This window comes from Desulfurella sp., assembly GCF_023256235.1.
Classification (GTDB): domain Bacteria; phylum Campylobacterota_A; class Desulfurellia; order Desulfurellales; family Desulfurellaceae; genus Desulfurella.
Genome location: NZ_JAGDWY010000052.1, coordinates 1 through 12,031, shown reverse-complemented (window position 1 = coordinate 12,031; position 12,031 = coordinate 1). Strand labels below are relative to the sequence as shown.

At 34.3% G+C, this 12,031-nt stretch carries 15 protein-coding genes; all 15 read left to right on the top strand.

What is annotated here, in order from left to right:
• The first annotated feature begins 159 nt into the window (after positions 1-159).
• Positions 160-507: a tRNA-binding protein gene (locus tag Q0C22_RS05105; protein ID WP_291492431.1), complete on the top strand. Its 348-nt coding sequence runs from the start codon at positions 160-162 to the stop codon at positions 505-507.
• Between the two features lie 195 nt (positions 508-702).
• Complete coding sequence (locus tag Q0C22_RS05100; protein WP_291492429.1) at positions 703-819, top strand: transposase; 117 nt, start codon at positions 703-705, stop codon at positions 817-819.
• A complete protein-coding gene (locus tag Q0C22_RS05095; RefSeq protein ID WP_291492427.1) occupies positions 806-1,009 on the top strand; it encodes a hypothetical protein in 204 nt (67 codons plus the stop codon). The genes Q0C22_RS05100 and Q0C22_RS05095 overlap by 14 nt, the downstream gene beginning before the upstream one ends.
• Positions 976-1,857, top strand: coding sequence for an IS3 family transposase (locus tag Q0C22_RS05090; protein ID WP_291492425.1), 882 nt, complete (start codon positions 976-978; stop codon positions 1,855-1,857). The genes Q0C22_RS05095 and Q0C22_RS05090 overlap by 34 nt, the downstream gene beginning before the upstream one ends.
• 76 nt (positions 1,858-1,933) lie before the next feature.
• Complete coding sequence (gene mdh, locus Q0C22_RS05085) at positions 1,934-2,884, top strand: malate dehydrogenase (RefSeq protein WP_291492423.1); 951 nt, start codon at positions 1,934-1,936, stop codon at positions 2,882-2,884.
• 10 nt (positions 2,885-2,894) lie between these two features.
• Positions 2,895-3,743 (top strand): fumarate hydratase, encoded by an 849-nt coding sequence (locus Q0C22_RS05080; RefSeq protein WP_291492421.1) that lies wholly within the window; start codon positions 2,895-2,897, stop codon positions 3,741-3,743.
• Positions 3,744-3,753: 10 nt separating this feature from the next.
• Complete coding sequence (locus Q0C22_RS05075; RefSeq protein WP_291492419.1) at positions 3,754-4,311, top strand: Fe-S-containing hydro-lyase; 558 nt, start codon at positions 3,754-3,756, stop codon at positions 4,309-4,311.
• Between the two features lie 89 nt (positions 4,312-4,400).
• Positions 4,401-4,775, top strand: a complete 375-nt coding sequence (sdhC, locus tag Q0C22_RS05070; protein ID WP_291492417.1) for a succinate dehydrogenase, cytochrome b556 subunit — start codon at positions 4,401-4,403, stop codon at positions 4,773-4,775.
• Between the two features lie 10 nt (positions 4,776-4,785).
• Positions 4,786-5,166 carry a hypothetical protein gene (locus Q0C22_RS05065; RefSeq protein ID WP_291492415.1) on the top strand — a complete coding sequence of 127 codons (381 nt, stop codon included), beginning with the start codon at positions 4,786-4,788 and terminating at the stop codon, positions 5,164-5,166.
• 12 nt (positions 5,167-5,178) lie between these two features.
• Entirely contained in the window at positions 5,179-6,990 is a 1,812-nt protein-coding gene (sdhA, locus tag Q0C22_RS05060; protein ID WP_291492413.1) for a succinate dehydrogenase flavoprotein subunit, read from the top strand.
• An 11-nt stretch (positions 6,991-7,001) separates the two neighbouring features.
• The gene (locus Q0C22_RS05055; RefSeq protein ID WP_272979006.1) at positions 7,002-7,724 is read left to right on the top strand and encodes a succinate dehydrogenase iron-sulfur subunit; all 723 of its coding nucleotides are present in this window, start codon (positions 7,002-7,004) and stop codon (positions 7,722-7,724) included.
• Positions 7,725-7,811: 87 nt separating this feature from the next.
• A complete protein-coding gene (alr, locus tag Q0C22_RS05050) occupies positions 7,812-8,921 on the top strand; it encodes an alanine racemase (RefSeq protein WP_291492410.1) in 1,110 nt (369 codons plus the stop codon).
• On the top strand, positions 8,921-9,688 hold the full coding sequence (locus Q0C22_RS05045) for an ABC transporter permease (protein WP_291492407.1): 768 nt from the start codon (positions 8,921-8,923) through the stop codon (positions 9,686-9,688). The genes alr and Q0C22_RS05045 overlap by 1 nt, the downstream gene beginning before the upstream one ends.
• 1 nt (position 9,689) lies before the next feature.
• Positions 9,690-10,433, top strand: coding sequence for an ABC transporter ATP-binding protein (locus Q0C22_RS05040; RefSeq protein ID WP_291492405.1), 744 nt, complete (start codon positions 9,690-9,692; stop codon positions 10,431-10,433).
• A 31-nt stretch (positions 10,434-10,464) separates the two neighbouring features.
• On the top strand, positions 10,465-12,031 hold a 1,567-nt coding region (locus Q0C22_RS05035; protein ID WP_291492403.1), incomplete at its 3' end, for an MlaD family protein.

Genomic DNA, 12,031 nt, shown 5'->3' with positions numbered 1-12,031 from the left:
TAGACCAGGTTTGTGAATCTAACATAAATAACCTCCTGTTAATTCTTAATTAAAATTATATTACTGACTAAATTCATGTCAAGCATTAGTTAATAAGTATTTTTACTTGAATTTATAAGTTTTTTTTGATAAAATATTTTTAAAAAAAGGAGTGAAAATATGACGATAAAACAAACAATTACTTATAATGATTTTGAAAAAGTGGATATAAGGGTAGGTAAAATCTTAACTGTAGATGATTTCCCAAAAGCACGTAAAAAAGCTTATAAATTGTTAATTGATTTTGGTAGTGAAATTGGCGTAAAACGCTCAAGTGCACAGATTGTTGATAATTATACGAAAGAAGAATTAGTCGGCAGGTTAGTTTTGGCTGTTGTCAATTTTGCTCCAAAGCAAATTGCTGACTTTTTATCAGAAGTATTAGTGCTTGGTGTTAATGATAAAAATGATAATGTAAGAGTATTATGTGTAGATGATGAAGTAGAGCCAGGCAAGAGTGTATTTTAAAAAATTTGCTATCCAGTTAATAAAAAAGATTGACAAAAAAACTCAAATTGAATATAGTTTAGACAGATTTATATAATGTACCCGCAAATCGATACAGAATTTTTGGAATTTTTATTCCTTTAAAAAAATTCTGTTAATGATTTAAAATGTATTTGGTTTTATTTTAAAAGTTCAAAATTACAAAGGGGTGCTTAAATGAGTGTCAAAAGAAAAAGTTACTCAAATGAGTTTAAAGCAAAAGTAGTGTTAGAGGTTTTAGAAAACAATGCTACTATAAATGAGATAGCCTCAAAATACAATGTATTGCTTTAAAAGCATACAGCAGTGGAAAAAACAGTTTTTAGAAAATGCCTCTTTGGTGTTTGAAGAAGCTGTGCCTGTTAAGAAATACAAGGAGCAAGTAAACGAAAAAGACAAACAAATAGAAGAACTCCAAAAAGCTTTAGGCAAGGCTACTATAGAGAGGGATTGGATATTAAAAAAAGTAAAGAGCGCAAGGTAAGTAATTTAAAAGGCCTTGTGGATCCCAAGCTCAATATATCAATAACAAGGCAAACAGAGCTTCTTGGCATAAACAGACCAAGTCTGTATTATAAGAAAAGGCAAAGCTCTCTAGAAGAAGACAAAGCTGTAATGGCAAGAATACAAGAGATATACTTGGATTGTCCATTCTACGGCTTTAGAAAGATACTTGCTATTTTAATACAAGATGGCTTTAAAGTTGGCAAGAAGAAAGTAAAGACCCTTATGAATAAACTTAACATAAAAGCAATATACCCCAAAAAGAAGAAGTTTACATCTGTTTCCAACAAACAGCACAAGAAATACTCGTATTTACTGAATGAAAAAGATACCATTGATAAACCAAACTCAGTATGGGCGTCTGATATAACCTACATCAAATTAGAAAGCGGTTTTGCTTACTTTTGTGCTGTAATAGATTGGCATACAAGGGCAATACTCTCATACAGGCTATCCAACTCAATAGACACAAAGCTTGTTGCTGATACTCTAAATGATGCAATAGACACTTTTGGTAAACCAGATATATTTAATACTGATCAGGGATCCCAATACACATCAGAAGAGTTCATATCAATCTTATCCAAAGCAGATGTAAAAATCTCTATGGACTCTAAAGGTAGAGCATACGATAACATCATAATCGAAAGGTTTTGGAGAACTCTAAAGTATGAAAATGTTTATCTGTTAAACTATTCTACAATAAGCAAGGCAAGAGAGAAAATAGCAGAATACATTTACTTTTACAATTATGAAAGCTCCCCTGCAAGCTTAAACTATAAAACGCCTATGAGTGTCTACATGGCTGGTCTAGAGGGTGTAGCATAGATGGGGAATAAGAAAATTAAAAAATTTGACTTGACAAAGGGGTACAGGTTATTAATTTTAATTTAGGAGGTTTTATATGTTGGCAAATGCTAAAATTAGCGTTATTGGTGCAGGTCAGGTTGGTGCCACAACAGCAGTGAGAATTGCAGAAAAAGAGCTGGCAAGACAGGTTGTTTTGGTAGACATAGTTGAAGGTTTACCGCAGGGCAAAGCCTTAGATGAGATGGAAGCATCACCAATTGAAGGCTTTGATACAGAAATAGTAGGTACAAACGATTACAAAGACACAGAAAATTCAGATATCGTTGTAATTACTTCTGGACTACCAAGAAAACCCGGTATGTCAAGGGATGATTTACTAAGTGTTAATGTCAAAATCGTTAAAGAAGTTACAGAGCAAGTAGCTAAGTATTCTCCAAATTCTATAATTATTGTAGTTACAAATCCATTGGACGCTATGGTTTACACAGCAAGCAAAGTGAGTGGTTTTGCGGATAACAAGGTAATGGGTCAGGCAGGGTGCCTGGATTCTACAAGATTTAAGAGATTCATTGCATGGGAAGCAGGTGTAAGTGTAAAGTCAGTTGAAGCTATGACGCTTGGTGGTCATGGTGATGATATGGTGCCTTTAGTTAGCTACTCTACAATTAGAGGTGTTCCGATTAGTCAATTTTTCACAAAAGAACAAATTGATAGACTTGTAGATAGAACAAGAAATGGTGGAGGGGAAATTGTAAAATTACTAAAAACCGGTTCAGCATTCTATGCAACAAGTTCTGCTGTAGTGCAAATGATTGACTCAATTGTAAGGGATAAAAAAGATGTTTTACCATGCGCTGTTAAAACTCAAGGCAAATATGGTTTAGAGAAGGATTTATTTGTAGGTTTACCTGTAAAACTTGGATTATCTGGAATAGAAGAAATTGTTGAATTAAAATTATCAGAAGAAGAATTAAAAGCATTAAAAGTATCTGCAGATCATGTTAAAGAATTATGCAATAGAGTTGAAGAATTAAAACTTTTATAGAAGGTGGCTTATGTCTAGCATTAGGGAAATAAATGTATCTGTTATTGAAGAGGCTATTTATAATTTAGCAATCGAGGCTGCTTACAAATTGCCAGAGGATATTCATCAAAAAGAGAAAGAGGCGTTTGAAAAAGAAAAATCCCCTGTTGGCAAAGCAGTATTGGAAACTATTTTAAAAAACGTAGAAGTATCGGCACAGGGGGTTTTCCCTTTGTGCCAGGATACAGGTTTGGCTGTGGTATTTATGGAGATAGGTCAAGATGTCCATTTTGTAGAAGGAAATTTGATAGATGCTATAAATAAAGGTGTTGAAAGGGCATATAAAGATGCGTATTTAAGAAAATCGACCTGTGATCCGCTTACAAGAAAAAATTTAGGTAACAATTTGCCAGCTATAGTGCATACATTTATAGTGCCTGGTGATAAGGTTAAAATCTTTTTTGATGCAAAGGGTGGCGGAAGTGAATCTATGAGCAAAGTGCAGATGCTAAAACCTGCTGACGGCAGAGATGGTATAATTAAAACCGTGGTTGATTGGGTAATAGAAGCAGGCCCAAATCCATGTCCGCCCACTATAATCGGTGTAGGTATTGGGGGTGATTTTGAACGCAGCGCAATACTTGCCAAAAAAGCAACATTAAGGCATTTAGGAGAAAAAAACCCGGATCCAAGGCTTGCAGAAATGGAAGAAGAGATATTAACAAAATTAAATAATTCTGGCATAGGACCTGCAGGACTTGGCGGTATTACTACATCTCTGGGTGTTCATATAGAGATGGAACCTTGCCACATCGCAACACTGCCTTTGGCTATAAATACAGCATGCCATGTAAACAGGCATAAAGAAATTTTAATTTGAGGAGCGCTATATGGCAGAATATAAATTAAAAACACCTTTAACAGATGAAGACATTATTAAGCTTAAAGCAGGGGATAAGGTTTATTTAAGTGGTGTAGTCTACACAGGAAGGGACGCAGCACACATGCGCATGATAGAATCACTTAAACAAGGTGGAGAGTTACCTTTTGATCCCAAAGGGCAGGTTATTTATTATGTAGGTCCAAGTCCAGCAAGGCCAGGCTATCCTATAGGTTCAGCAGGTCCTACAACAAGTTACCGTATGAATCCCTTTGCTCCTATACTAATTGAAAAAGGCTTAAAAGGCATGATAGGCAAAGGTAAAATGAGTCAGGAAGTTAAAGACGCTTGTGTTAAATACAAAGCTGTTTATTTTGCCAGTATTGGTGGCGCAGCAGCTGTTGTAGGCAGCGCAATAAAAAAAGCAGAGGTTATAGCTTACGATGATTTGGGTCCAGAAGCTGTAAGGAGACTTGAGGTTGAAGATATGCCTGTTTTTGTATGTTATGATGCTTATGGAAATGACCTTTATGAGCTTGCAAAAAAAGAGTGGGCTAATAAATTATGAAATATTTGACATTTTATAAATTTTGAGTTAATATTCTAACAAATTTTTGGAAAGGGGGTTTGAGGCTAAGAATTTAGCCGAGAAACGCTATGAATTGGTATCGACCAAGTGCATCTTATAAGTGGCACGAGGGTTTTGTTGCTTGGGTTTTGCATAGGGTAACAGGTCTACTATTGATTTTGTATCTTTTTGCTCATGAGTGGGTAATCTCTACTCTTCAAAATCCACAAAGCTATTCTCAGGCTATGGGCGTTCTTGAAAGTCCTATATTTAAGTTATTAGAAGTTGGTTTGTGGCTTGTAGCAGCATATCATGCTGTAAATGGGTTAAGGGTTGTGCTTGTTAATTTCGCAGGTGCAGCGGAGCGCAGCAATTACAAAACTAATGTGTGGATTTTTTGGGTTATTTTTGCCTTAGTTTTTGTAGCAGGCGCTATACCTATGTTAATGGGTTTGGCTGGCTAGGAGGTAGATTATGGAATACATGAGAGGATATATTGATAGGTATCAGGGCAGTAGCAAATCAGGTGAATTTAACTGGCTAATGCAAAGAGTCTCTGGTGTTGCTTTATTATTTTTGCTTCTTGGGCATTTTTTTATACAGCATTTTATCAGTGCCCCGGTTGGTGGCGCAGGCTATGCTGCAGTAGCTGCAAGACTTTCTGATTTAGGATGGAAGCTTTTTGATATGACATTTGTGACATTTGCACTTTATCATGGTATAAATGGTATATTTATGGTTATAGAAGATTATGTTTATTCTGGATGGAGGGTTTTTTGGAAAGGATTTTTTTGGGTAGTTGGCGTACTGTACTGGGTTTTAGCTGCGCTAACCATTATACCATTTAAGGGCTAAAAGGAGGCTAATGTGGCTGATATAAAAGTTAAACTTGAAGAATTTGATGTTATTATAGTTGGTGCTGGTGGTGCAGGTTTGGCTGCTGCTGTGCAAACTGGACTTGCTAGACTAAAAACTGCTGTTATTACAGAAGTTTATCCAACAAGATCTCATACTGTATCTGCTCAAGGTGGTATTGCAGCTGCTCTTGGTAACATGGAAGAAGACCACTGGATTTGGCATATGTACGATACTGTTAAAGGTTCTGATTACTTAGGCGATCAAGATGCTATAGAAGAGTTTATTAAACATGCACCTGAGACAATATACGAATTGGAACACTGGGGAGTGCCTTTTTCAAGGAATGAAAATGGCACAATTTACCAAAGGCGATTTGGCGGACACACAAGAAACTTTGGCGAGGCAGCAGTTCAAAGGGCATGTGCAATAGCAGACAGATCCGGTCATGCATTGCTACACGCATTATTTGAGCGCACGTTAAGACCTGATATTGTTCAATATGTAAGTTATTATACAGAGTACTATGCAGCAGAATTATTCAGAGAAAAAGAAACCGGACGAGCAATAGGAATTCTGGCCTGGGATATGGTAAATGGTGGATTTACTATGTTTTTTGGCCAGGCAGTAATTTTTGCAACCGGTGGTAATACAAGAAACTATAGGACAGGTACAAATGCTCATATATGTACTGGAGATGGGTGGAAGCTTTGCTTAAAAGCTGGTGTTCCAATTGAAGACCCAGAGTTTGTCCAATTTCACCCAACAGGGATTTATGGTGTTGGAAACCTCATAACAGAAGGTGTTAGAGGTGAAGGTGGTTATTTAGTTAATGGTTTAGGTGAGCGTTTTATGCCAAAATACGCACCTAAAGTTATGGATCTTGCCTCGCGCGATGTTGTTTCACGTGCTATGGCAACAGAAGTAAGAGAAGGTAGAGGCGTGGGTCCAAAGAAAGACCACATACTGTTAAAATTAGACCATTTGGGCAAAGATTTAATTATGTCAAAACTTCCAGGAATATGGGAACTTGCTTATAAATTTGTAGGTGTGGATTGTACAAAAGAACCTATACCAGTCCAACCAACGGCTCACTACCATATGGGTGGTATACCTACTAATATAAAAGGTGAAGTTGTAGATTGGGATGGTGAAAAAGAAGTTAGAATTCCAGGTCTTTATGCAGCTGGTGAGTGTGCTTGTCAATCTGTTCATGGAGCTAACAGGCTTGGAACAAACTCATTGCTAGATCTTGTTGTTAATGGCAAACAGGCGGGACAGTGGGCAGCAAGGTATATTTTGGAAGAAAAACCGGAATGGCCGACTCCACCGCTTGAAAATATAGCCGATGAGTACGGTAAAGAAACTATTGAACAGGTTAAAGCTTATTTTGATGGTGGTCCAGGCGAAATTAAAATGGATGATATATGGGAGAGATTAAGAGATTCTATGCAGCACAACATGTCTGTGTTTAGAATTGAAAGTGGACTTAAAGAAGAATTAAAAGAAATAGATAAATATTTTGAAGAATTTAAAAAAGTTGGCATGACAGATAAAAGCCCATATTTCAACACTGAGTTGATTGAGCTACTAGAACTTGAATCTCTACTTTATGTTTCAAAAGTGGAAACAGAAGCTGCACTTGCAAGGCAGGAAAGCCGCGGTGGTCATTTCAGAGATGATTATCCAGAAAGGGATGATGTCAATTGGCTTAAACATACCCTTGTCAAATGGAAAGATGGGAAAGTGGAACTTGACTACAAACCTGTTAGAATGAAAGGTGCAACTGCGCCAACATTCCCACCAAAGAAAAGGGTATATTAAGGAGGGGCAAGATGGCATTTGATGTTGGAGATAAAGTAATATTTAAGGTATTTAGGTACGATCCTGCAAAAGATAAAGCTCCTTATTTTAAAGATTATGAAGTTACTATAGAAAGAAAAGGAATGATGGTGCTTGATGGTTTAAATCAAATAAAGTGGCATATAGATGGTTCGCTTAGTTATAGAAGAAGTTGCAGGGAAGGCGTATGTGGTTCTGATGGTATGAATATAAATGGCATGAATACAACTTCCTGTATGGCTCATATTGATGATTACAACAGCAATGTTTTAATTATTAAACCTCTACCAGGTTTTCCTGTTATTAAAGATCTGGTGTGCGATTTTACTGACTTTTTTAATAAGTATTATGCAGTAAAGCCGTATCTAATAGAAAAAACGCCACCACCTGGAACGGAGAGATTGCAGAGTGTAGAAGACAGGGCAAAAATTGATGGTTTGTATGAGTGCATATTGTGTGGATGCTGTTCAAGCTCTTGTCCTTCCTATTGGGCTGATCCAGATTATTTGGGTCCAAGTGCATTACTTAATGCGGCACGTTTTGTTATGGATACAAGGGATGAAGGCAGCGATGAAAGACTTGACGCTGTAAACAATATACACGGTGTATGGCGATGCCATACTATATTAAACTGTATACATGCCTGCCCAAAAGAATTAAACCCCACAAAAGCTATAGCATCTCTCCAAAAAGAGATTTTAAAACGCAAGTACTAGTTTACTTTAAGAAGGGCTTTTGCCCTTCTTTTTCTTTTCAAAAATAAATTATTATGGTAAAATAAAAAACGACAAAGGTAGATTTTGATGTATGAAGTTATAAAAGAAATTAATTTAAAAACAATAATCGAAAATTTTAATAATATACAAGATTATGTAGGCAACATAGATGTAATACCTGTAATTAAAGCAGATGCTTACGGACATGGAGCAATTGAAGTTGCACAAAGTTTAAGAAGCAATGTAAAAAGCTATTTTGCCGTAGCTTTTACACAGGAGGCTATTGAGTTAAGAAAACATAATATCAAAAATGATATATTAATTTTAAGCAGGTGTGGTTTTGGAGACATTGAAGATTTGTATAATTATAATCTAACACCTGTTGTTCATAATTTTTCTGTTTTGCAATCAATTATAGATTTTTCAAAATCAAAAAATCGCAAACTACCTATACATTTGAAATTTAATACAGGGATGAACAGACTAGGTTTTTGTAAATCTGATTTAGATTATATAATTGAACTATACAAAAAAAATAAAGATTTTATTGATATTGTTGGCGTTATGTCACATTTTTCGAGTTCAGAGTCAGATACAGATAGAACAAATAAACAAATTAAAGAATTTGAAGACATAGTAGAAATTACAAAATCAAATAATTTAGAAATTAAGTATTACCATATATCCAATAGTGGAGGTGTGCTTAACCATAAAAATGCTCATTACAATAGCGTAAGAGTTGGTATTTCTCTATATGGATATTATCCAAAAAAATTAGAAAGTAATCCACTTAATATAAAGCCTGCAATGAGCATAAAAAGTTTTATTATAAGTAAACACGATATAAAAAAGGGGGAAGGAGTCAGTTACGGTCCAAGCTTTATTGCAGATAAAGATATGCAGGTTGCCATTGTAGCTTTTGGTTATGCTGATGGTTTATTCAGGTTTATGTCTAATAAGTTTAGTGTTATTGTAAACGATAAAATATGTAAAAGCGTAGGAACTATTTGCATGGACATGTTTGCTATTGATGTTAGTAATGTTGAAGCCAAAGTGGGTGATGAAGTCATAATTATTGGAGAAAGTAAAAATTACAAAATAAATGCAGATGATTTAGCAAGTTTTGCATCAACTATTAATTATGAAATTCTTACTAATATTGGAAAAAGTTTAAGAGTAAAAAAGGTATACGTGTAATGTTTATTTTTACTTATCTGGGGAGCTTAATAGTAAATTTTATTGATCAATTGGGTGGTATTGTTATTTTAACTTCAAAAGCTTTAATAAATATTTTTAAAGGTTCTTTGAGAATAAAACAAACTATAGATCAATTTTACACTATTGGTGTAACGTCAAGCTTTATTGTAATTTTAACTTCACTTTTTATTGGTATGGTCGAAGCTTTGCAAATATATCACGGTTTTAGAAAATTTGGCGCAGAAAACATGATAGGCTACACCGTAGCTGTATCTTTAGGTAGAGAGCTTTCGCCTGTATTTACTGCTTTGATGATTGTTGCAAGGAATATTTCTGCGATGGGTGCAGAAATTGGCACAATGAAGATTACAGAACAGATTGATGCTATGGAAGTTATGGCAGTTGACCCTATAAATTATATTGTTACGCCAAGAATTTTTGCAACTGTAGTAATGCTGCCATTTTTAGTTGCTTTATCTAATGTTGTAGGCAATATTGGCGGCTATGTTGTGGGTGTTTTTATACTAAAAGTCAATTCAGTATCTTATATTGATAACATAAAACAATATCTTGAATTAAGCGATTTAACATATGGTTTTATTAAAGCAGCAGTATTTGGATTGATTATTTCTTCAATTGGTTGCTACATGGGTCTAAATACTTCAAAAGGGGCAAAAGGTGTTGGTTTATCTACAACAAAAGCTGTTGTAGTATCAAGTGTTGCAATTTTAGTTGCAGATTATATTTTATCGGCATTTTTGTTTTAATATGATTGAAATTAAAAATTTGAGAAAAGCTTTTGGCAATCAGGTAGTTTTAAACAATTTAGATCTAAAGATAGAAGCAGGTAAAATAACTGTTATATTAGGCAAAAGTGGTCAGGGTAAAAGTGTCTTAATAAAAAGCATTATAGGTACATTAAAACCAGATTCTGGTAAAATAATGTTTGACAATAAAAATTTATTAGATATGAAATTGCCAGAATTTAACAAAATAAGAATGAAATTTGGTGTGCTCTTTCAAGAAGCTGCCCTGTTTGATTCTATGAATGTTTTTGAAAATGTAGCTTTTCCATTGAGACGGCATATGAAAATTTCCGAAAGTGAAATTAAAGATAAAGTATTTTCATTACTGGAAGACGTTGGACTGGAAGGACATGATAAGAAAATGCCTTCTGAAATATCCGGCGGTATGAGAAAAAGAGTTGGTGTTGCTAGGGCGCTGATACTTAATCCTGAGATAATGCTTTTTGATGAACCTACCACAGGATTAGATCCAATTATGTCAGATGTTATAAATAATCTTATTATTTCTATGCACGACAAATTTAAATTTACAGGAATAGTTATAAGCCATGATATTTCTGGGGCATATAAGACAGGAGATATTATAGCTATGCTTTATGAAGGCAAAATAATAGAGTATGGATCTGTGGAATATTTTAAAAATTCAAATAATCCTGTAGTAAAGCAATTTGTATCAGGAAGTATGGAAGGACCTATTTCTATTTAATTAATTTTTTATTATTTTTATTATTTAGCTTATGAATATTAATAAAGAAACAAAAGTTGGTATTTTTGTTGTAATAGTAATTGCTATACTTGCATATTTTTCATTTAAAGTCGGTAAAATACACATTTTTAAATCGCCTACCTACGTAATTTCTGCTTATTTCAAATCTGCCAGCGGTATTGGTGTAGGGACTTCAGTAACTATGGCAGGCATAAAAATAGGTTCCGTGAAAAAAATAAGTTTAGAAAACGGATTGGCTAGAGTTTATATGACAATTAAATCAAAATATAAAGTCTATCCTCAATATATTGCTTCGATAAGGTCATTAAGTCTGCTTGGAGAATCTTATATTGCAATTTCACCTGCATCGGGTGAACGCCCTGAACAACATGAAAAAAATTTGAACAATGAGGTTGTCAGAAGCGAGATGTCGCCTCAAAGCATGTCTGCATTAATTACTAAGTTTTCTAAAACTGCCGGCGATCTTGAAAAAGTTTCAAAATCATTAAAAAATTCTATCGGCACCAAGACCGGAGAAAAAAATATCAAAGCTATTTTACATAATATCGCTATGCTTTCTGAAAATTTAAACAGACTTGTGTATATAAACCAGAGAAATGTAGACATTATTCTGTCCAATTTTGCTGCAATTTCAAGACATATTAATGGATTAACTGTTCAAAACGATGCAGCGATAACAAGAACTATCCATAATTTTAATGCAATATCTTATAATTTAAGAAAAGAACTGCCTTCTATAACTCATAATATAAAAGGTCTTTCTAAAAATTTAAATTATATAGTTGCAAAAAACAGAAAAAATATTAACGGCAGTCTCAGAAATATAAATGCGGATACAAAAAAATTAAAACTTACGCTTAACGAACTTTATGGAATTTCTTCTAAAATAAACAACGGACAGGGAACTATCGGAAAATTAGTTAACAGAAATTCGGTTTACGACAATTTAAACGGTTCGTTAAAAGGTATAAATAATATAGTAGGTGGATACAGCAGATTTAAAGTAAAAGTTAATATGAATTCTCAGTATCTTGTAAGAAGCAAAGGTTCGGTATCTCAAGTAAATATTAAGTTAGAGCCTTCCCCTGGTCATTATTACGAACTAGGAGTTGCTTCTGTTCCTATGGGTTACGGCAATACTTACGGAGAAACACAAACTACCACCTATACTACAAATAATCCACCGTCCGGTCAGTTTTATCCATCCAGTGTTACTACTAATACTACTCAGTACAGCTATTCTAACAGTATTAAATTTAATGCATTAATAGCCAAAAATTTTTACAATTTTACTCTTCTTGCAGGATTGCTTTACTCTACGGGTGCCGTCGGCGTAAATTATTACGTGCCTGATACAGGTAAAAATTTAAAAATTTATGCAAGGGCATTTGGATTTAATTCTGACAATAACGGTGTCAGCGAAGATATTAATGCTGGTGTAGCATATACTTTTTATAGACATATATTTTTAGATGCAGGATATGATAATATAACAGATAATTCTCAAAGATCCATTTATCTTGGAGGCGGAATTAAATTTACAGATAAAGATCTTAAATATCTTATAGTAGGCGGAA